Annotated in this window: 14 protein-coding genes; 10 read left to right on the top strand and 4 right to left on the bottom strand. The window is 73.1% G+C overall.

The features are described 5' to 3' along the window. The first annotated feature begins 232 nt into the window (after positions 1–232). From IEY93_RS16870 to IEY93_RS16860, 3 genes are all read left to right on the top strand, one after another. Entirely contained in the window at positions 233–2,293 is a 2,061-nt protein-coding gene (locus IEY93_RS16870) for a DUF6421 family protein (RefSeq protein ID WP_189164013.1), read from the top strand. Further along, positions 2,290–2,970 (top strand): SDR family NAD(P)-dependent oxidoreductase, encoded by a 681-nt coding sequence (locus IEY93_RS16865; RefSeq protein ID WP_189164012.1) that lies wholly within the window; start codon positions 2,290–2,292, stop codon positions 2,968–2,970. The genes IEY93_RS16870 and IEY93_RS16865 overlap by 4 nt, the downstream gene beginning before the upstream one ends. A gap of 68 nt (positions 2,971–3,038) precedes the next feature. Continuing rightward, positions 3,039–4,127 (top strand): threonine aldolase family protein, encoded by a 1,089-nt coding sequence (locus IEY93_RS16860; RefSeq protein WP_189164059.1) that lies wholly within the window; start codon positions 3,039–3,041, stop codon positions 4,125–4,127. Positions 4,128–4,210: 83 nt separating this feature from the next. Here the strand turns inward: IEY93_RS16860 and IEY93_RS16855 are convergent, their stop codons facing one another. Next, the gene (locus IEY93_RS16855) at positions 4,211–4,846 is read right to left on the bottom strand and encodes a DUF305 domain-containing protein (protein WP_189164011.1); all 636 of its coding nucleotides are present in this window, start codon (positions 4,844–4,846) and stop codon (positions 4,211–4,213) included. Between the two features lie 126 nt (positions 4,847–4,972). Here IEY93_RS16855 and IEY93_RS16850 point away from each other — a divergent pair, with 126 nt between their 5' ends. Continuing rightward, the gene (locus tag IEY93_RS16850) at positions 4,973–5,665 is read left to right on the top strand and encodes a thioredoxin-like domain-containing protein (protein WP_189164010.1); all 693 of its coding nucleotides are present in this window, start codon (positions 4,973–4,975) and stop codon (positions 5,663–5,665) included. Positions 5,666–5,738: 73 nt separating this feature from the next. Here the strand turns inward: IEY93_RS16850 and ald are convergent, their stop codons facing one another. Beyond that, positions 5,739–6,851: an alanine dehydrogenase gene (gene ald, locus IEY93_RS16845; RefSeq protein ID WP_189164009.1), complete on the bottom strand. Its 1,113-nt coding sequence runs from the start codon at positions 6,849–6,851 to the stop codon at positions 5,739–5,741. A 357-nt stretch (positions 6,852–7,208) separates the two neighbouring features. Between ald and IEY93_RS16840 the strand changes: the two genes are divergently transcribed. Next, positions 7,209–8,912 (top strand): excalibur calcium-binding domain-containing protein, encoded by a 1,704-nt coding sequence (locus IEY93_RS16840; RefSeq protein ID WP_189164008.1) that lies wholly within the window; start codon positions 7,209–7,211, stop codon positions 8,910–8,912. A 53-nt stretch (positions 8,913–8,965) separates the two neighbouring features. On the opposite strand, the gene IEY93_RS16835 is transcribed toward IEY93_RS16840, so the two are convergent. Further along, positions 8,966–11,227 carry a xanthine dehydrogenase family protein molybdopterin-binding subunit gene (locus IEY93_RS16835; protein ID WP_189164007.1) on the bottom strand — a complete coding sequence of 754 codons (2,262 nt, stop codon included), beginning with the start codon at positions 11,225–11,227 and terminating at the stop codon, positions 8,966–8,968. A gap of 115 nt (positions 11,228–11,342) precedes the next feature. Here IEY93_RS16835 and IEY93_RS38230 point away from each other — a divergent pair, with 115 nt between their 5' ends. From IEY93_RS38230 to IEY93_RS16805, 5 genes are all read left to right on the top strand, one after another. Further along, on the top strand, positions 11,343–13,055 hold the full coding sequence (locus IEY93_RS38230; protein ID WP_229691208.1) for a PucR family transcriptional regulator: 1,713 nt from the start codon (positions 11,343–11,345) through the stop codon (positions 13,053–13,055). Positions 13,056–13,259: 204 nt separating this feature from the next. After that, complete coding sequence (locus tag IEY93_RS16820) at positions 13,260–14,561, top strand: helix-turn-helix domain-containing protein (RefSeq protein WP_229691207.1); 1,302 nt, start codon at positions 13,260–13,262, stop codon at positions 14,559–14,561. A 175-nt stretch (positions 14,562–14,736) separates the two neighbouring features. Beyond that, positions 14,737–15,342 carry a copper resistance CopC family protein gene (locus tag IEY93_RS16815; protein WP_189164005.1) on the top strand — a complete coding sequence of 202 codons (606 nt, stop codon included), beginning with the start codon at positions 14,737–14,739 and terminating at the stop codon, positions 15,340–15,342. Continuing rightward, positions 15,339–17,327, top strand: coding sequence for a bifunctional copper resistance protein CopD/cytochrome c oxidase assembly protein (locus IEY93_RS16810; protein ID WP_189164004.1), 1,989 nt, complete (start codon positions 15,339–15,341; stop codon positions 17,325–17,327). Before IEY93_RS16815 ends, IEY93_RS16810 begins: the two co-directional genes overlap by 4 nt. Before the next feature lie 308 nt (positions 17,328–17,635). Beyond that, positions 17,636–18,013 (top strand): sensor histidine kinase, encoded by a 378-nt coding sequence (locus tag IEY93_RS16805; protein WP_189164003.1) that lies wholly within the window; start codon positions 17,636–17,638, stop codon positions 18,011–18,013. Positions 18,014–18,048: 35 nt separating this feature from the next. On the opposite strand, the gene IEY93_RS16800 is transcribed toward IEY93_RS16805, so the two are convergent. After that, the gene (locus IEY93_RS16800) at positions 18,049–20,982 is read right to left on the bottom strand and encodes an ABC transporter substrate-binding protein (RefSeq protein ID WP_189164002.1); all 2,934 of its coding nucleotides are present in this window, start codon (positions 20,980–20,982) and stop codon (positions 18,049–18,051) included. Between the last annotated feature and the right edge of the window lie 315 nt (positions 20,983–21,297).

The raw sequence follows: 21,297 nt of genomic DNA, 5'->3' as shown, positions 1-21,297 counted from the left end.
CAGCGTCGCAGTGCATCCGGCGCCGGACAAGGCTCGGACGGCCGCCGACACGCACTTGCAATCGGTCGTTGAACGATCTGCTACCGGACGCGCCGGTGATCGCCTTCGCGCCTCGGGCGCCCTTCGAGCCCGTGGCGCACGGGTTTCCCGCTGCTTGGCGCACTGCATGTATATTTTCCGTACATATGCGGAGGAAGACGAAGATATTTCACCTACGGAGGGATGTGGCGGTATGAGGGCCTTTCCGCGAGTGCTGTTCGACGAGGCGCACAGCGAGTCCTGGACGATCCGCCGCGAGGTCGCCGAGGCGATCAACCCGGCGCACCCCGACGACAACAGCTACGCCCGCGCCGCGCAGGTCCTGTGCGGTCTCGGCCACACCGTCACCGCGCACACCGAGGGCCCGATCACCTCGGCCGTGCTGAACGCCTACGACGTCTTCGTCATCGCGCACCCCTCCGCCGACCGCTGGGAGCGCACCACCGGGCTCGGCAGCCCGGTCCTGCCCACCGAGGAGATCGACGCCATCGAGCGCTACGTCGCCGAGGGCGGCGGCCTGATCGTGCTCGCCGAGTGCGAGCAGGAGAAGTACGGCAACAACCTCGCCGAACTGCTGGCCCGCTTCGGCGTCGGCATCGAGCACACCACCGTGCAGGACCCGGGCGCCCGCTTCAACGGCGTGGCCACCTGGGTGCTCGGCCGGCCGGTCCCCGGCTCGGCGGACGACCTGACCGCGGGCGCCCGCGAAGCCTGCTTCTACCGGGCCGGTGTGCTCACCCCGCCGCCCGGCGCGACCGTCCTGTTCGAGACCTCCGCCACGGCCGACCCGGCCGGGCGCGCCCTGGCCCTGGCCCTGCGCCACGGCGAGGGCCGGGTCGTGGTCTTCGCCGACTCCGACCTGTTCGGCGACGACTCCATCGACGACCTGCGGCACGCCCGCCTGTGGGGCAACGTCGTCACCTGGGCCGCCCGCGTCCCGGCCGCCGTCGCAGGCGGGCGCACTCCGGACGCCGCGTTCGCCACGCTGAAGGCCGCCGTCGAACAGCTGCGCCCGCTCACCGCCAAGGACGGCTCGGTCGCCGACGCCGCGGCCGCCTCGCCCATCGTCGACCGGGTCGCCGCCGCCGTCGAGGCTCTCGCGCACCGCTTCCCGCACGACCGCGACTACCTCGCCGCCGTCGTCACCGACCTGCGCAAATGGCAGGCCACAGGATTCGGCGTGCCCGACTTCCTCGACTCGCTGAACGCCTTCCACCCCGACACCCAGCGGATCGACGGGCTGGAGCACCTGGTCGTCTTCCCGATGTACACCCAGAACGGCAACCCGGCGCGCAACCTGGAGGCCGTCTGGATCCGTACCGTCTGGCCCGGCTGGCTGGCCGAGCTGGAGCGCGACCGGTACGACAACCCGATGTTCGTGCCGATCACCTTCGTCGACTTCACCGCCGGGTACGACACCAACAGCGCCGTGCTGTTCCCCGAGACGGTCGCGGTGCGCGAGACCCCGCCGCGCTTCACCTGGGGCGCGATCTTCTGCGACCGCGAGGCCGCCCGGTTCCGCAGCGTCAGCCGCGCCGCCGCCGACATCCTCAAGCTCGCCCTCCCGCCGGACGCCGCCCGCCTGCTGTCGAGCCAGGAGCTCGCCCAGGACACCTTCGTACTGTGGGACCTCGTCCACGACCGCACCCACAGCCACGGCGACCTGCCCTTCGACCCGTTCATGATCAAGCAGCGCATGCCGTACTGGCTGTACTCCCTGGAGGAGCTGCGCTGCGACCTGACCGCGTTCGGCGAGGCGGTCGCGCTGGAGGAGCAGGGCGTGCCGCACGCCCGCTACGTCCAGTACGCCGTGCTGTTCGACCGGCTGTTCCGCTTCCCGATCACCGGCGAGCGGGTGCGCAACTACGACGGTCTCGGCGGCCAGCTCCTGTTCGCCTACCTGCACCGCAACGACGTGATCCGCTGGACCGACAACCGGCTGTCCATCGACTGGGACCGGGTCGCCGGCTGCGTCGCCGACCTGCGCGGCGAGGTGGAGAAGCTGTACCGGGACGGCATCGACCGCGCCAAGCTGGCGCACTGGCTGGCCGCGCACCGGCTGGTGGCCTCCTACGTCGCCCCGCACCCCGCCTCGGTGTGGAACCGCGGGGCCGACGCCCTGCCGGTGGAGGGATTCCCCAAGGCGGTGGTGGACGCGGTGCTGCCCGACGAGTTCCCCCTGAGCATGTTCTACGAAGCCCTGCGGCGTAAGCTTTCCGGAGTCATCGAGGCGACGAAGGGAATCCGCGCGTGAGCGACGGCGGCAAGGGCGCGACGACGGGCCGGGTCGTGGTGGTCGCGGGAGCGGGCGGCCCCACCGGGCGCGCGGTCACCGAGCGGCTGGCCGCGCGCGGCGACACCGTGATCGGCCTGGCCCGGCACGCCGCCGACGGCGTGCTCGCCGTCGACCTGACCGACCTCGAGGCCGTGCGCCAGGTCGCCGCCGAGATCAAGCGCGAGCACGGCCACGTCGACGGGGTCGTGCACCTCGTCGGCGGCTGGCGGGGCGGCAAGACCTTCGCGAGCACCGACCTGGCCGACTGGGACGCCCTGCACGTGCTGCTGATCCGCACGCTGCAGAACGTCACGCTGGCCTTCGAGCCGCTACTGCGCGACAGCGAGGACGGCCGGTTCGCCATCGTCTCGGCCAAGGCGGCCCAGGCGCCCACCCAGGGCGGCGCCGCCTACGCCGCAGCCAAGGCCGCGGCCGAGGCGTGGACGCTCGCCCTGGCCGACGCGCTGCGCGACACCCGCAGCGCCGCCACGATCCTGGTGATCAAGGCGCTGGTCAACGACGAGATGCGCGCCGCGAGCCCGGAGCGCGCGTTCCCGGGGTTCACCGACGTCGCCGACCTCGCCGCCGCCGTCGCCGCGCTGTGGGACCGTCCGGCCGCCGAGGTCAACGGCGTGCGCCTGGACCTCACGGGGTGACCGGCGGCGACGCGATCGGCACGCCCGCGAGCGGCGTGCGCGGGGAACAGGACGGGGGAGCGGGGCACGTGAGCCACGAGCGGGACGAAGGTCGGACGGCGACGCAGGCGCGGCGCCGGCACGACCCGGCGGTCAAGGGGTTCGCCAGCGACAACTACGCGGGGGTGCACCCGGAGGTCCTGCAGGCGCTGGCCCTGGCCAACGGCGGCCACCAGATCGCCTACGGTGAGGACGTCTACACCGAGGCGCTCCAAGAGATCTTCCAGCGGCACTTCGGGCCCGGCGCCCAGGCGTGGCCGGTCTTCAACGGCACCGGCGCCAACGTCGTCGGGCTGCGGGCGATGACCACGCCCTGGGAGGCGGTGATCTGCGCCGAGAGCGCGCACGTCAACACCGACGAGGGCGGCGCGCCCGAGCGCAGCGGCGGGCTGAAGCTCCTCACCGTGCCCACCCCCGACGGCAGGCTCACCCCCGAGCTGATCGACCGCCAGGCGTGGGGCTTCGGGGACGAGCACCGCGCCCAGCCGAAGGTCGTGACGATCAGCCAGAGCACCGAGCTCGGCACGGTCTACACCCCCGAGCAGATCTCGGCCATCGCGGCGCACTGCCGCGAGCTCGGCCTGCTGCTGCACATGGACGGCTCGCGCCTGGCCAACGCCGCCGCGGCGCTGGACGTGCCGCTGCGCGCCCTGACCAGCGACGCCGGGGTGGACGTGCTGTCCTTCGGCGGCACCAAGAGCGGGCTGATGTTCGGCGAGGCCATCGTCGTGCTCACCCCCTCGGCCGTCCGCGGCCTGGTCTACCTCAGGAAGAGCTCCATGCAGCTCGCCTCGAAGATGCGGTTCGTCTCGGCCCAGTTCGAGGCGCTGCTCGCCGGGGACCTGTGGCTGCGCAACGCGCGCGCCGCCAATGCGATGGCCGCACGCCTGGCCGCCGCCGTGCGCGACATCCCCGGCGTCACCCTGACCCGGCCGGTCGAGGCCAACGCCGTCTTCGCCGTCCTGCCCGGCGAGGTGGCCGACCGCGTGCGCAAGCGGTTCCGCTTCTACACCTGGAACGAGGCCACCGGCGAGGTCCGCTGGATGACCGCCTTCGACACCACCGAGGCCGACGTGGACGCCTTCGCCGCCGCCGTGGCCGAGGAGATGGGCCGCTGACCCGTCCCCCGGCCTGACGTCCGCGGGCCGGAGCGCGCCGCGGTCACCCGGCGGCGCGCGGCCCCGGTCGCCGCCGGCCGGAGTCAGGGTGCGGCGTCGCGCTTGGCGAGCAGGTCGGTCATGTAGGCGATCTCGCCGTCCTGGGTGTCCACGATGTGCTGCGCCATCGTGCGCACCTCGTCACGGGCGGTGAGCTTCAGCGCCGCCTTGGCCATGTCCACGCCGCCGCGGTGGTGGCGGATCATCAGCCGCAGGAACATGACCTCGGCGTCCTTGCCCTTGGCGCCGGCCAGCTCCTTGAGCTCCTCGGGTGTGGCCATGCCGGGCATCGCGGCGTCGCCGGTCGCCGCCGGTGCCGTGGTGGACGCGCTGCCGCCGTGCCCGCCGTGGCCCGCCATCCAGGCCATGGACGGCCGGTCGCCGGTCTGCGGCAGGCCCCACTGCTGCAGCCAGCCCATGAAAATTCCACGCTGCGCCGTCTGCGTCGTGATGATGTCGTAGGTGAGCCCGCGGATCGCCGGATCGGTGGTCTGGTCGCGGACGGTGAAGCTCATCTCCACCGCCTGAGCATGGTGAACGGCCATGTCACGGGCGAAACCGGCCTCGGGGGAGGCGTCGCCCGGGGGTGCGGACCTACCGAAGATCAGGAACGTGACGGCGGCCGTCACCGCGCAGGTGACCAGCGCGACGAGGACCAGGCGGAAGCGTGAGTTGACCATTGCCAGCCATGAGTTGGGGATCGTCCAGGACGTTGAACGCAAACGTTATTACCTACCCACTATCCTCCACATAAGTAATGGCAGCTTGACCGTACATGTCCTTAGACAGCCGCTGAAGGAGTCGCGATGGCCAAGGAGAGGACGCAGGCCCGGCGAGAGCATCTCGCCCAGCTGCGCGCCGCGCAGAAGCGCAAGGAACGGCGCACGGCGATGCTGATGTGGGGTGTCGGCGGCTTCGTCATCGTCCTCGTGATCGGGCTGGTCGGCTTCTACGTCATCAGGGAGAACAACGCGACCTCGCTGGGCGGGGTCAAGACCTTCGCCTACAAGGCCTCTCAGCACACGGCCGCCAAGGTCAAGTACGTCGAGGCCCCGCCGGTGGGCGGCGAGCACAACCCGAGCTGGCAGCGGTGCGGCACCTACGACGCGCCGATCAACTCCGAGAACGCGGTCCACTCCATGGAGCACGGCGCGGTCTGGATCACCTACCGGCCCGACCTGCCCAAGGCCCAGGTGGACAAGCTCAAGGCGCTGGTCACCTCCGACTACATCCTGCTGAGCCCGTTCCCCGGGCTGCCGGCCCCGGTCGTGGTCAGCTCCTGGAACAACCAGCTCGTCCTGCAGGGCGTCGACGACCCGCGCCTGCCGCGCTACATCTCCAAGTACAAGCAGAACCCGAAGACCACGCCCGAGTACGGCGCCACCTGCTCCGGTGAGGGCGCCACCGACAAGCTCGCCGCCGACAACCCGCTGCCCGCCACCGCGCCGTCCTCGGCGCCGAGCGGCTCGGCCGAACCGTCGGCGATGCCGACCTCCTGACGGCGCGGCCCGTCATCTCGTCCCGGCCGGGGAGGGAACCCTCCCCGGCCGGCGGCGTCTCCGGCGGCGCTGTTCAAAGGACCTCGGCCGGGTCGACCGCATCCAGGGCGTGCGCCTCGCCGACCGGGCGGCTGGTGAGCACGCCCGCGTGCGCGTTGAGCCCGAGGGCCAGCGCCGGATCCTCGCGCAACGCCTCCCGCCAGCCCTTGTCGGCGATCGCCAGCGCGTACGGGACGGTCACGTTGGTCAGCGCGTACGTCGAGGTGTGCGGCACGGCCCCCGGCATGTTGGCCACGCAGTAGAACACCGAGTCGTGCACCTGGTAGGTCGGGTGGGCGTGGGTGGTCGGCCGGGAGTCCTCGAACGCCCCGCCCTGGTCGATGGAGATGTCGACCAGCACCGAGCCCTCCTTCATCCGGGCGACCATCTCGTTGGTGACCAGCTTCGGCGCCTTGGCCCCGGGCACCAGCACCGCGCCGATCACCAGGTCGGCGTCCAGGACGGCACGCTCGATCTCGTAGCTGTTGGACGCGACGGTCCGCAGGTGCCCCTGGTAGATCGAGTCCACCTGGCGGAGCCGGTCGATGTTCTTGTCCAGCAGCAGCACCTGCGCCTGCATGCCGAGGGCGATCGCCGCGGCGTTCACCCCGGTCACCCCGGCGCCCAGCACCACCACCTTGGCGGGGTAGACGCCCGGCACGCCGCCCATGAGCACCCCGCGCCCGCCGCCCTGCCGCATCAGGTGGTACGCGCCGACCTGCGGCGCGAGCCGTCCCGCCACCTCCGACATCGGCGCGAGCAGGGGAAGCGCCCCGCCCGGGGTCTGCACGGTCTCGTAGGCGATGGCGGTCACCCCGGACTCCAGCACCGCCAGCGTCAGCTTGCGGGACGCCGCGAGATGGAGATAGGTGAACAGGACCTGTCCCTCGCGCATGAGCGGATACTCGGAGGCGATCGGCTCCTTGACCTTGAGGATCATGTCGCTGTCGTGCCAGACCTCCTGCGCGGAGCCGAGGATCACCGCGCCGGCCGCCTGGAAGTCCTCGTCCCGGATGGAGGAGCCCGCCCCCGCGCCCCGCTCCACGAAGACCTCGTGCCCGTGACTCACCAGTTCGTTGGCCCCCGCGGGGGTGAGGGCGACGCGGTGCTCCTGGTCCTTCACCTCGCGGGGTACTCCGACCTTCATGTGATCCTCCTTCCGCCCGGGGCAGCGGGCTGCCCCTGCTGTGCGCCGCGACCGGCCGTCCTCCCGGCTCCACCTGGCGCGCGGTCGTCCGCCGCGCCGATCCCCGCTGAGCGACTGCCCGGGACGGCGCCCGGCTCACCGGCTCTTTCCGTCAGATCACGGAGCGGGATGGGTGATTGATCCACATATATGACGCTTTGTAGAGATATGTTCAGCGTAGGCCCCCCTCCGGGAGGTCCGTCCCGCGGTTAGCTCGTACGCCCCGCCCTCGGTAGGCTCGGCCGAGCGATGTCGGTCACCGAACATCCCGGGCGGGAGCACCGCCCCGGAGGCTGAGGTGATGTCAAAGGGGTGAGGATGCGTAACCGTCCGGCGGCCGGCGATCACGATGATCGGGCCGGAGCCCTGCCGGGGCTTCCCGACTCCCCGCGGCTCGACCCCGGTGGCCGGCCGCCGAGCGCAGACCTTTCGGGGCGCACCCCGCACGAGCCGCTGCCCGGTGCCGAGGAGCAGGGGTACGGCGCGACCGAGGAGCTGAGCTTCGGGCCGGACGAGCCGGCCGCCGGCGGCGAGCGCCCCAGGGCCGTGACCGGCGACCCCGTGCCCGGCGACGAGCCGCCCGTCCTTCCGGGAACGCCCGGCGGCCCCGGGGAACCGGCCGATCCGGGCGTGCCGCCCGGCCCCGGCGGAACGCCTCCGGGCCCCGCCGCCCCTGATGGGCCCCCGCGCGCCGCCCGCGGCACCACCATCGCCCTGTTCGCCGGGCTGGTCGTGGCGATCCTGGTCAGCGGTGTCCTGGGCACGATCGCCGTGCTCATGACCCGGCAGCCCGACCTGCCCCTCGGTGCGGCCCCGCCGAGCCGCCTGGCCACGCCGATCCACTTCGCCCCGGTCACCGGGGTGCGGGCCGCGCCCTGCCCCGGCGCGGAGGCCGTGCTGGACGACGCCGGCACCACCTGCTACCAGGTCGCGCGCGGCGTCACGGTCGCCACCGTGGTGCGGATCGGCGCGGTCGCCGACAAGGACGGCACCTACTCGGTGCGCATCGTGCCCGGTCCCGAGGGCCGGGCGAGGCTCGCCGACCTGATCAAGGACACTCTCGAACAGCAACTCGCCATCGTGGTGAGCGACAAGGTCGTGGCCGCGCCGCGGGTCGCGCAGCCGATGACCGAGGACAGCCTCAGCATCGCGGGCCTGAGCAAGGAGACCGCCGAGGCGCTGGTGACCCGCCTGCTCGGCGGCTCGGCCCCGGTCACCGGCGCCACCCCGCCCGGCGCCACGACCGGCTCCACCTGCCCGCCCGGCACGGGGACCACGGGCGACCCCGGGAATCCGGGCACCGGCACCAATCCGGGCACCGGCACTGACCCCGGTACCGGCACGAATCCCGGTACCGGCACCTCCGGCGACTCGGGCACCGGGACCGGTGGGAACTCCGGCACCGGCGGCACCAGTGGGAACCCTGGCACGGGAGGCACCAGCGGGAACTCCGGCACCGGGACCATCGAGAACCCCGGCAGCGGCGCGACGAACGGGAACCCCGGCACCGGCGGGACCAATGGGAACCCCGGCACCGGCGGGACGAACCCGGGCACTGGGGGCACCGTAGGCGACCCCGGCACCGGGGGGACGAACGGCAGCGGCGCCGCCGACTGCCCGCCCGGCGGCTCGGGAGCCCCCACCCCGTCCGGCGCCTCACCGTCCCAGCCCGGCTCCGTGCCTCTGGTGCCACCCGGCAGCGGCGCCACCGGCACCACCGGCTCGCCCGCGAGCAACCAGAGCAACCAGAGCAACCAGAGCGGCCAGGGCGGCCAGGGCGGGCAAGGCGGCCAGGGCGGGCAGGGGGCGCAAGGCGGTCAGGGCGGCCCGACCGCTGCACCCCGGCCCACCGCCGCGGCGGTGCGCAACGCCGGGCGCACCCCCGACCCGCGGTTCGCGAGCTGCAAGCAGGCGCACGCGGCGAACTACGGCCCCTACACCAAGGGCGTGCACCCCGAGTACGAGTGGTACGTCGACGGGGACAAGGACGGCGTCGCCTGCGAGCGCGGCGACATCACCTGACGCATCGGCCGGCCGCGCCGCTGCCCGGCGGCGCTCGGCCGGGACGCAGGCCGCTACCGGGCCGGCGCCGCCGGGGCGAGGGCGATGTCCTGCGGGCGGATCGGGACCCTCGGGAGCGCCAGCCCGCTGGCGGCGCGGACCGCCGCGGCGATCGCCGGCGTGGAGGACAACGTGGGCGGCTCACCCGCGCCGCGCAGGCCGTACGGCGCGGCCGGGTCGGGGTTCTCCAGGATCGACAGCCGCATCGGGGGCATGTCGAGGATCGTCGGGATGAGGTAGTCGGTGAACGACGGGTTGAGCACCCGGCCGTCGCGCACCTGAATCTCCTCCATCAGCGCGAGCCCGAGGCCCTGTGCCGAGCCGCCGTGGATCTGCCCCTCCAGCGCCGGCGGGTTGAGGATCTTGCCGACGTCCTGTACGGCCGCCAGCTCGACGACCTTGACCAGGCCGAGGTCGACGTCCACGTCCACGACCGCCCGGTGGACGCACAGCGCGAGCTGCACGTGGGAGTCGCCCTGCCCGGTCAGCGGGTCCATCGGGTGGGTCGGCCGGTGCCGGTACTCGCGGGTCTCCTCGACCGGGCCGTGCGCGCGCAGCAGTTCCGCCGGCCCGAGACCGGGGTGCTCGGCGCGCAGCGCGGCCAGGCGCTCGCGCACCGCCACGCACGCCGCGCGCACCGCGCCGCCGGTGACGTAGGACTGCCGGGACGCCGAGCTTGAACCGGCCGAGCCGACCGAGGTGTCGGCCGGCGCGACGGTCACCCGGGCCGCACCGAGGTCCGCCAGCTCGGCCAGCTCGGTGCGGGCGATCTGTGCCTGCACGGTGACCAGGCCCTGCCCGACCTCGGCCGCGGCCGTGTGCACGAGGATGTGCGGCTCGTCGCCGAGCAGCTCCACCCGCACCCGGGCCGTCGAGTAGTCGTCGAAGCCCTCGGAGAAGCAGATGTTCTTGATCCCGACGCCGTACCCGACACCGCGCCGCACTCCCTCGCCGTGCGTCGTCTGGGCCACCCCGCCGGGCAGCGCGCGCAGGTCGGGCGAGCAGGAGGAGCCGGGCAGCGGCATGGCGGCGAGCTCGCGCAGCATCCCGGCGAGCGGCGCCGGGGAGTCGATGACCTGGCCGGTCGCCATGCGCGACCCCTGCGAGACCGCGTTGCGCACCCGGATCTCGACCGGGTCGAGCCCGCACGCCTCGGCGAGCCGGTCCATCTGGGACTCATAGGCGTAGCACGCCTGCACCGCGCCGAAGCCGCGCATCGCCCCGCACGGCGGGTTGTTGGTGTAGGCGCCGTAGGCGTCGATGTGGATGTTGTCCACCTCGTACGGGCCGACGCCCAGCGAGGCGGCGTTGCCGACGACGGCCGGCGAGGAGGAGCGGTACGCCCCGCCGTCCAGCACGATCTCGGCCTTGACGTACACCAGCCTGCCCTCGCGGGTGGCGCCGTGCTCGTACCGCATCCGCGCGGGGTGCCGGTGCACGTGGCCGAAGAACGACTCCTCCCGGCCGTAGACGAACTTGACCGGCCGTCCGGTGCGCAGGGCGAGCATGCAGGCGTGCACCTGCATGGACAGGTCCTCGCGGGCGCCGAACGCCCCGCCGACGCCGGCCAGGGCCAGCCGCACCTTGTCCTTGGGCAGGCCCAGGCACGGGGCGATCTGGTCCTGGTCGACGTGCAGCCACTGGGTCGCCACGAACAACTCGACGCCGCCGTCCTCGGCCGGGACGGCCAGGCCCGACTCCGGGCCGAGGAACGCCTGGTCCTGCATGCCGACCTCGTACTCGCCGGTGACCACGACCTCGGCGGTGGGCGGCACGGTTCCGACGCGCACCGGCTGGTGGCGCACCAGGTTGCCCTCGGGCCCCACCTTCGGGCAGCCGGGGTCGAACAGGGCGCGGCGCGGGTCGGTGACGGCCTCGCGCGGCTCGTAGGTCACGACGATGGCGTCCGCCGCGCGCCGCGCGGTCTCCGGGTGGTCGGCGGCGACGATCGCCACCGGTTCTCCCTGGTAGCGGACCTGGTCGATGGCGAGCACCGGCTGGTCCTTGTGCTCCAGGCCGTAGAACCGCTCGCCCGGGACGTCCTCGTGGGTGAGCACGGCGTGGACGCCGGGCATCGCCAGCGCGGGGCCGACGTCCACGGCGCGGATCCAGGCGGAGGGGTGCGGGCTGCGCAGCGTGGCGCCCCACAGCATGTCCGCCAGGTACAGGTCGGAGGAGTAGGCGAACTCCCCGGTCACCTTGAGCAGGCCGTCCGGCCGGGGGACGCCGGCGCCGACGCCGAGGTCACTGCCGGTGCCGCGTGCGGTCTGGGTCACACCTGCAGTACATCAGCCGAGCCCGGGACGGCCAATTGGCGTGCGGGTGAAACGCCGGGCGCGGGCCGCGCGATGGATTGGAGGTTCGTCCAAATCGACTGGTTAGCCTGGACAAGTGCGGATACGTGATCTCATAGCCATCGACCGGCTCGGTCTCAGCCTGCTGTCCGACGAGCGGCATCTGGAGCGGCGGTTCACCGGAGCGCACATCACCGACCTGCCCGATCCCGGCCGCTATCTGTCCGGGGGAGAGCTGGTGCTCACCGGGCTGATGTGGCGGCGGGGCCCGGAGGACTCGCGGCGGTTCGTCACGGCGCTCGCCACGGCGGGGGTCGCGGCCCTGGGCGCCGGGCGGGCGCTGCTCGGCCACGTGCCCGCGGACCTGGTGGAGGCGTGCCTGGAGCACGACCTGCCGCTGCTGGACGTCCCGGTCGAGGTGTCCTTCCGCACGCTGACCGAGATCGTCCAGGCACGGGCGGGCGGCGCGTCCGGCGATCCGCGCGGGGCGCTCGGCAGGCACCGCCGCATCGTCGCCGCCATCGCCGAGGGCACCGGGCTGGAGGAGCTGTTCGCGGTGATCGCCCAGGAGCTGGGGCTCACCGGGGCGGTGGTGTCGGCGAGCGGCGCCGTCGTCGCCGGACGGCTGGAGGGGGAACTGCCCGCGCTGCTGGCCCGCGAGTTCCTGTCGGCCACCCGGCTGCCCCACCTGGTGCGCACCCCGGGCGGGACGTTCACGCTGTTCGCCGTGGACCGGTCGCACCGGGCGGCCGGCTGGGCGCTGGCCCTGAGTTCCGACCTGCTCGGTCACGCCGACACCGGCTTCGAGCTGGCGGCGTGCGTCGCGCTGCACCGGGGGCGCACCGAGGAGGGGCGCCGGGTGGAGCGGCGGCTGGCCGAGGAGCTGATCGGCCTGGCCATGTCGGGCGCCGCGAGCACGGCGGAGCTGGCGGCCCGGTTGCGCACGTGCGGCATCGGCGCCGACGAGCCGTACGCGGTGGTGACCGCGGCGGTGCCACGGCCGGGTGCCACCGACGGGCCGGACCCGGCCACACTGGGGGGCCAGGTGCTGGAGGAACTGCTGGACCGCCGGGTCGTGGCCGCGCCGGGGGCGGACGGCGCCGTCGCGCTGGTCCCGCTGCGGGTGGCGGAGGCACTGGCGGGGGCCGCGGACTCAGCCGGCGACTACGGTGGAGGGCGCGGGAGGGAGCGCTCTCCCGGTGGCGCCGGGCCGGAGGGAGCCGAGGTGGCAGGGCGGTCCGACCGTGATCATGACGCTTCAGTAAGGACGGTTGCCGAGTCGCTGCAATTTCATCCGCAAGTGCATGGGCAAATGCAGAAGTATGTGCAAGCATTGGTACACACGTTGCGGAACCGTGCGACGGCCCTCTCGGCGGGCATCCCGAGGGCGCGGGTGGCCATTGGCGTGAGCGCCTGGCTCACCGGAGCCGCGGGCATCCAGGGGGGTGCCGAAGAGGCAGGTCATGCGCGGCGTCTGGCCGAGGCGCGAGGCGGAGGGGTGGTGACCAGTGACGAGATCTACACGCACGCCCTGTTGCTCGCCACAGTCCCCGCAGAAGTGCGCCGGTCCTTCTCCGACCGCCTCCTCGCGCCGCTGTTCGATTACGATCGGCGGCACCGGTCGGAGCTGGTCCGTACGCTGGATGTCTTCCTCGAGTGCTCCGGGTCATGGAACATGTGCGCTGAGAAGCTGCACGTGCACGTGAACACGGTGCGCTATCGCATCCGGCGGGTCGAGGGGCTCACCGGGCGAGATCTTGTGTCGATGGCGGACAGAGTGGATTTCTTCCTCGCCTTGCGGGCGAGTTGATTTGGCAGGCTCCGAAATGACGGATCAGCAGCAAAGGAAGTCGGCGCGGGCGTTGGGAGTGAGTGGGGATTCGGCAACGGCCATGCCATTGCCGGCGAGGGCAAGGGCGGCCGAGGCCGCGAGGCCCAAGGCGAGAAGCGCGAGGCGGCGGCGCAAGACATACTCCTGTCGGGCGTGGATAGTCGGGACTTACATCTTGAGGGGATGCCGGTGAGCGGTCAAGATCTTATTGGACAGCGAATCAGATTGACCCGCCGCCAGCGCGGTCTTTCCCAGGCGCAATTGGCACATCCGGAACTCTCCGACAGTTATGTATCACTGATCGAGAGTGGGAAGCGTACGCCCACGGCGGCCGTGCTGGAACTGCTGGCCGCCAAGCTCGAATGCTCCCTAACGTACCTGATCAATGGTGTGACGGCCGAGCAGATGCAGGAACTCGAGCTCCGCCTCGGCTACGCGAGCCTGGCCCTCAACAACGGCGAGGTCGCCGAGGCCAGGCAGCGCTACGCCGAGCTGCTGGAGGACGGCAGTCTGGTCGGGCTCCGCTCGCTGCTGCACCAGGCCGAGTACGGCTACGCGCTGGCGAGCGAGGCCTGCGGTGACCTCGACGAGGCGATCAGCGTCCTGTCGCGGCTGCGCGAGGCGGCCACCGAGACGCCGCCCACCGACCAGACGCTCGCCATCGCGGTGGCGCTGTCGCGCTGTTACCGCGAGCGCGGTGACCTCACCGCCGCCGTTCAGGTCGGGGAGGAGAGCCTGTTCGGCACCGACCGGCCGGCCTGGAACGACGGTCTCGTGGAGCTGGGCGCCACACTGCTCGGCGCCTACATCGTGCGCGGAGACCTGCTTCGTGCCCGCCAGTTCGCCTCGGAGCTGCTCGCCGCCGCCGAGATGCTCGGCACTCCCCGCTCCACCGTCGCGGCCTGCTGGAACGCCGCGGTCGTCGCCGACCTGACCGGTCGCGGCGACGAGGCGCTCTCCTTGGTGGAGCGTGCGCTCGCCGTGCAGTCGGAGACCGGCGACCCCCGCAACCTCGCGCGGCTGCGCATGGAGTACGCCGTCCTTCTGCTGCGCACGCGTCCCTCGGAGGCCAAGGCCTGCCGCGACCTGATGCTGCGCGGCGAGCGGGAGCTGGCCGAGTCCTCGGCGGGCACCGTCGACCTGGCGCGCGCGGCGATCTATCTGGCCAAGGCCGAGTTCGTCCTGGGCAACGCCAAGAAGGCGGCCGAGTACGCCCGCCGCGGCAGGGACATGCTCAACGAGCGCACCCCCGCGCTGCTGGCCGAGGGACGGCTGGTCCTCAGCAGTGCCCTTCTCCTGCTCAACGAGGCCACCGAGGCCACCGTGGAGCTGCTGGCGGTCGAGCAGTCGCTCGAACAGACGCCGAACTCCCGCAAGGCGGCGGAGGGCTGGCTGTCGACGGCCAGGGTGCTGGAGCGGCTCGACGACGGCGGTGCGGCCAGCGTCGACGCCTACCAGCGCGCGCTCGCCAGCGTCGGTCTCTGAGCCAGGAGCGCCCGCCGACGTCCCCGGCCGCTCACGGATCTCCCGTGAGCGGCCGGGGACGTCGTGATCTGTGCCCGCTCTCCCGCCCGCGAGCCGGGAGAGCGGGTGCGGCACGACGCGCTAGGGGGTGATGTGCGGTGGGGACCGGGCCCCGGGCTGAGTAGCCTGTGGGGCTATGAGGACTTCCCCACTGGCCGCCGCGCTCGCGCTCGTCTTCGCCGTGCTGTTCGGCGCGGTGACCGCCTCCCCGGCCCTCGCTCACACGGCGCTCAAGAGCAGCGACCCCGAGAAGGGGGCCACGGTCAAGACCCTCGACAAGGTGACGCTCACGTTCACCGAGTCGGTGCGCTTCCCCGTGGTGCTCGTCCGCGACGCCGATGGCCGCGACTACCAGGACGGCAAGTCCAAGGCGGACGGTCCCACGGTCACCCAGAAGATCTCCGGCGCGCTGCCCTCCGGGAAGTACACCATCGCCTGGCGGATCGTCTCCACCGACGGCCACCCCGTCGAGGGGGAGATCCCCTTCACCGTCAAGGCCCCCGAGACGAGCCCGTCCCCGTCTCCGTCCTCGGCGGCGTCCGATCCGGCCTCGCCGCAGCCGGCCACCTCCGCGCCCGCGGCCGCGCAGACCCCCGGCGCGGACGCCTCGCCCGCTCCCGCGACCCATGTGGCCGACGAGTCCTCAGATGACGGGGGCATCCCCGGCTGGGTGTGGATCGTGGTGTTCGGCCTGGCCGGCGTCGGCATCGGCGTGGCACTCAGCCTGCGGAAGAAGTCGTGAGCAAGACCGCCCGCCTCGCGGTCGCGGGAGCGTGCCTGGCGCTCGTCGCGCTCGCGGTCGCGCTGATCCTCGGCGGGGCCGCCACCCCGCGTGTCATCCCCGGCCTGCCCGACGAGGGCATGCTCACCCGCTGGGCGCTGCCGGTGTCCAAGCTCGCCATGGACACGGCGGGCGTGCTGACGGTCGGCCTGCTGCTGTTCGCCGCCGCGCTGCTCCCGAGCGACAAGGGCCTGCTCGGCGCGCCCGCGCTCACCTACGCCCGGGCCGCCTCCTGGACCGGCCTGCTGTGGGCGGTGGCCGCGGCCTCGACCCTGGTGTTCAGCCTCTCCGAGACCCTCGGCGCCCCGGTCGGCGACGTGCTGGCCGGCGAGGAGCTGACCAGCTACGCCAGCCAGGTGCCGCAGGGCATCGCCCTCACCCTGGTCGTGCTGTTCGGCACGGCCATCGCCCTGTTCGCGCGCGGCGCGATCACCGCGGGCGCCGCGGCCGGGCTGCTGGTGCTGTCGCTGGCGACACTGCTGCCCCCGGCGCTCACCGGCCACTCCTCCTCCGCGCCCAACCACGGGCTGGCCACCACCAGCGTCGCCCTGCACCTGCTGGTCATCGCGCCGTGGGTGGGCGGGCTCCTGCTGCTGTGCGCGCACGCCCTGCGCGGTGGCCCCCACCTCGACCTGGCCGCCCGGCGCTTCTCCCGGATGGCGCTGTGGTGCTACATCGGCGTCGGCCTGTCCGGCGTGTTCAGCGCCATCAGCCGGCTCACGTCCGTCGCCGAGCTGTTCACCACCTCCTACGGGCTGATCGTCCTGGTGAAGATCGCCGCGTTCGCCGCGCTCGGCGTGGCCGGGCGCCGGCACCGTTCCCGCACGCTCTCGGCCGTGGCCGCCGGCCGGCCGGGCGCCTTCGTCCGCCTGGCCGCCACCGAGGGCATGATCATGCTGGCGACGATGGGCATCGCCGTCGCGCTCTCCCGCACCGCCCCGCCGCCGCTCGACCTGCCGGTCGACCGCGCCTTCGAGCTGCTGGGCTACCTGGTGCCCCCGCCGATCTCCGTGGCGAACCTCCTCACCCTGTGGTGGTTCGACCTGTTCTTCGCGGTACTCGCCGCCCTGCTGGCGGGTCTGTACGGGGCGGGCGTGCTGCGGCTGGCCCGCCGCGGCGACCGCTGGCCCGTGGGCCGCACGGTGAGCTGGGGCATCGGCGTGCTGATGCTCGTCCTGTCCACCCAGAGCGGTGTCGCGCGGTACGCGCCGGTGCTGTTCAGCGTGCACATGGCCGAGCACATGGTGCTGTCCATGCTCGTGCCGATCTTCCTGGTGCTGGGCGCCCCGGTCACCCTGGCGCTGCGGGCGCTCAAGCCCGCCGCGCGGCGCGGCGACCGCGGCCCGCGTGAGTGGCTCACGACGATCCTGCACAGCAGGTTCGTCAAGGTCGTCACCCACCCCGCCGTCGCGACCGCCCTCTTCGTCGTCTCGACCTACGCCCTGTACTTCACGCCGTTGTTCGCCGCGGCCATGGAGGAACACCTCGGGCACATCGCGATGACCCTGCACTTCCTGGTGACCGGCTCCCTGTTCTTCTGGGTGATCATCGGCGTGGATCCGGCGCCCACCAAGCTGCCGCACGTCGGGCGGCTCCTGCTGCTGTTCGTCACCATGCCGTTCCACGCGTTCTTCGGCATCGCGCTCATGAGCATGGGCGTCCCCCTGGCCCGCGACTGGTACGACCAGCTCGGCCGCACCTGGGGCGCCTCCGCCCTGGCCGACCAGAGCACCGGCGGCGCCATCGCCTGGGCGTTCGGCGAGATCCCCACGCTGATCGTGCTCATCGCCCTGGCCTTCCAGTGGTACCGCGACGACCAGCGCACGGCCCGGCGCGCCGACCGGCGGGCCGACGCGCGCGCCGCCAGGGAGGGCGGCAGCGGCGACACCGAGCTGGACGCCTACAACGCCTATCTGGCCCGGCTCAACCGGTCCGGACGGGAGTGACGGCCGGGCGCGACTCGGCGACGTGCCGTGAGAACGAAAAGGTCAGGCCGTCGTCACCACGCGCCAGGCGGTCCCTGCGGGTAGCGTGGCAAGCAGAGAGTCAGGGCATAACCCCCTAGGACGGGCATGCGGACGACCCGTCCCGTGGGGTGGCGTCCCACTCCGAATTTTCTCGACCGCTCTTCAAGCACGCGCCGGTACGTGCCGCCGCCGGGATCCGGCGAAAGGCACGGTGGGGGCCGGGAGCACGCAGCCCGGGAGCGGCGCGCGGCCCAGGAGGGTTGGGGGAGTTGTACGAAGAGTTGCGCATGCGCGGGAAGCGAAGTCTGGCAGCGGCGATCGAGGACTATCTGACGGAGTGGTCGGAGCGCACCGGGATCTCCGTCGAGGTCTGGGCGATGCCCAGGGAACGGGTCACCGGCCCGGTCGCGGACGCCGTCTACGCCGTCGTGCTGGAGGCGCTGTCCAACGTCGAACGGCACAGCGGAGCCCACACGCTCTCCATCGCGCTCACCACCGGACGGGGCGGGCTGCGGCTCACCGTCAGCGACAACGGCATCGGTTTCCCGCCGGGGCGCACCGGCCGTGGCATGGACACCATGAAACGGCGCTTCAGCGAGGTGGGCGGCACGCTGACGATCAACAGCGTCGTCGGCGAGGGCACGACGGTCAGCGGCCACATCTGACCGGGCCGCCGCGGCGGCATGGTGTCCCGGCCGGGTCAGCACAGGGACGTGGAATCCTGCTGGGCGTACAGCCGGCCGCACTGGCGGACCACCACCTGATCGCCCTTGGGATCGACGGTCACCAGCAGGATCGGCCGGTCCAGGGCGTGCCGCCCGTCCGGCGCGCCGTGCAGCTTGACCAGTCCGCTGTCCCCGTCGATCTCGTGCAGGCTCGACAGGGCGAGCAGCACGCCCGCCCGGTCCACGACGCCGGCCCGCCCATCGGTGTTCGCCGGGCCGCCCTGACCGGAGAAGGCCACCTGGGCCGCGCGCATGAGCGTCTCGGCGGCGTCCTCGGCCTGCACGGCGTACTCCCTGGAGGGCCGGCGGTCCTCGGGCAGCCCCGCGACGCCCAGATCTTTGATCAGCCCGTCGAACCGCTGGTAGAAGTCGGTGCGGAACGACGCGGGGACGTTCCGCCAGGCGCTGCGGGCGGCCAGCGCCACGTACATCACCGGGACGCGCGGGTTGCCGCCCAGTTCGCGAGCGTGATCATTGACGTACTGCGTGATGTCGTCGTTGGCCATGACCGTCAGCTGGTGGCACTGTGACCGGGCGATGGCGCCGATGAACGTGCCGAACTGCTCGGTGCGCCCGGCGTAGTAGACCAGGTCCGGCTTGGCGCCCCGGGCGCACACCTCGATGACCTTCTCCTCCAGCCCGGCCGCGCTGGCGTACGGGAAGGAGGTGGCGCCCTTGCCGAAGGCGCTGACGAACCGCGCCCCGAGGTCCTTGGTGTACAGGTCGCTCAGCAGGGTGTCGGTGAAGACCGCCGCCGTGCGCGCCGGTGGCACCCGCCGCTGGGGGATGCCCTGCCTGGCCCAGCGGGCGGCGGTCTCGGCGAGCGAGGTGTTCGTCGGGGCCAGCGGGAAGTGGGAGGGGATGTAGGAGCCGTCTTCGCGCCGCCCGAGGCCGTCGTAGGTCGAGGTGGTGCTGATCACCGGCACGGCCTTGCGGGCGAGCATCCGGATCGCCGACCGCACGTTCTGCCGGCTCTCGCCGAGACCGACCACGCCGATCACGCTCGGGTCCCGGTCGATCGTGCGCAGGATCTCCTGGGCGACCTCCTCGGCGTACCGGAAGCCGGCGCCGCCATTGGCGATGAGCACCCGCATCTGCAGCTTGCTTCCGTCGCCGCTGTTGCCGATCAGCGTCGCCTGCTCCAGGGCGATCCCGGCCAGCTCGCCGTGGATGTCGGTCAGCTCGTCCTTGGGGCCCGTCCCGGTGGTGGTCAGTTTCCCGAAGTAGACCACCGTGGCATACGGCTTGCCGGAGGCGAGGACGGCGCGGTTCTGCGCGTCGATGCGGCCCAGGACCGGGGCGAGCTGCGGGGAGAAGACGAAGCCGCCGTCGCCGATGCCCACGCACTCGCCGGTGCCGGCCGCCCGCCAGATGCCCGGGTCGCAGGTGCCGGTGGCCGTGGCCAGCACCCGGACCAGCGACAGCGCGACCAGCGCGGTCACCGCGACCCACGGCAGGATCGGGTGCGCCAGCGCCGGGCGGCGCCGGGCGCGAACCGGCACGTGCGCCTTCTCCAGGATGGGCGCGTCCTCGGGCTCCATGTCGATGCGCAGCAGGCGATGCGAGCCGAGGGCGCGGTCTCTGCCCAGCTCGTGCCCCCAGCGCTGCCACAGCTCCTCGGCCAGCTCGGGCCGGCCGCTCATGGTCCCCGTCCGCGTCTCCCCGGGCTCGGGGAGCGGCAGGACGGGCCGATCGGGCGGGCCGGTGGCCACGATGAGCAGCGGGTCGAGCCGGGAGGTCGCCGCGCGCACCTGCTCGATGCGCTCGGCCAGGCGCCCGGAGTCGCCCTCGACCAAAAGCACCGGGTAGGAGGTGCGCGCCCAGGCGACCCGCCGCCACACCTTCCACAGGCGGCGCTCGTACCCCTGCCGCAGATCCTCCAGGAACGCGTTGACCAGCAGCAGCTCGATGCCCTCGTTCGCCTGGACGGCCTCCAGCCGCTTGCGGTCCTCACCCGGCTCGGCCTGCCGCTCGCGCTGCGAGCTCTCCACGCCGGCGACGCCGGGCGGCGCGGAGGGCGGGCCGCCGGGCAGGGCGGCCATCTGCGGGAGCCGGGCGGTCTGCCCGGCCGGAGGCGAGGGGGCCGGAGCCCGCGGCGCGACCTCGATCGCGGTGGCGCGGCGTCGCACCTGGAGCAGGCGCACGGCGAACGCGGTGACGTCGTGCGGCTGGTTGCGGCGCTGGCTCGGCATGACGAACGGCTGGCGGTGGAACCACCGGTAGCGGCGCCGGCCGGCCCAGCTACGCGACAGCAGCAGCACGTGGAACGATCCGATCACCGGGCCCGCGACGATCGCCGTGACGCCGAACAGTGTGGTGAGCTGGTCGGCCCAGCCCGCGCCGAGGATCGCGGTGGCCGCCGCCCAGGCGGGCAGCGGGCCCTCGGCGTAGGCGCGGACGTTGGCCCAGAAGTTGCGGCGATCCTGGCCGGTGCCCGCGCTGATCTGCCGGCGGCGCTGGCGGACGGCCTTCTTCACCCCGTCGTGCAGGCGGTCGGGCTCGTCCTCGGGCACCTGCAGGTCGAGCATCCACAGCACCTGCGCGAACAGGGGGAAGCGCAGGTGCGCCTCGCCGGGCGGGGCGACGGCCGCGAGCTCTCTGGCCGCCTCCCGCAGCCATGCGGCGAGCGCGGCGTACGGCGGGGCGGAGCGCTCGGGCGTCTCCTCGGGGTCGGGGGAGGGGCCGAGGTGGGCATAGGGGGTGCCGTCGCAGCGGGCCTCGAGCGCCTGCACGACGGCCGCGGTCTCCGCGTACTGCCCGGTGACCCACACCACCGGCAGGGGGACGTCGCCGCCGCGCCAGGACGGGCGGACGCGCATCTGGTCGAACACCCGCAGGAACTCCCGCACGCCCTCGTGCCGCCGCCGGTAGCTCTCGTCGGGATCGTGGCGCGGGGGCAGAAGGCTCACGTGGCGCACTCCGGGTCGAGATGGGGGCCGCCCTCGTTGCCGGACGCGTGCGGTGAGCGTTGTCCGTCTCGCGGGCGGATGACTCGGTGCAGGGACCGCGCACCGTTCCCCCGACGAAACGGTGGGTCACCGTGTTCCAGCATAAGCTCCCCGGCGGCGGCGCGCGGGGACCGCCGTGAACGGCCGTGTACCGGGGCCGTCGCAGGGCCTCGTGCCGCAGGCGGGGGAGGTGGGCTCATCGGACCGGCGTCCGGCGGGAGCGTGTTCGGGAGGGGATGGCGTCCGGAGGAGCCTCAGAGGAGGATGGGGTCCGGA

Origin of the sequence: Sphaerisporangium melleum (genome assembly GCF_014646695.1) — a bacterium.
Classification (GTDB): domain Bacteria; phylum Actinomycetota; class Actinomycetes; order Streptosporangiales; family Streptosporangiaceae; genus Sphaerisporangium; species Sphaerisporangium melleum.
The sequence above is the reverse complement of the archived record's forward strand: the minus strand, read 5'-3'. Positions and strand labels throughout refer to the sequence as shown.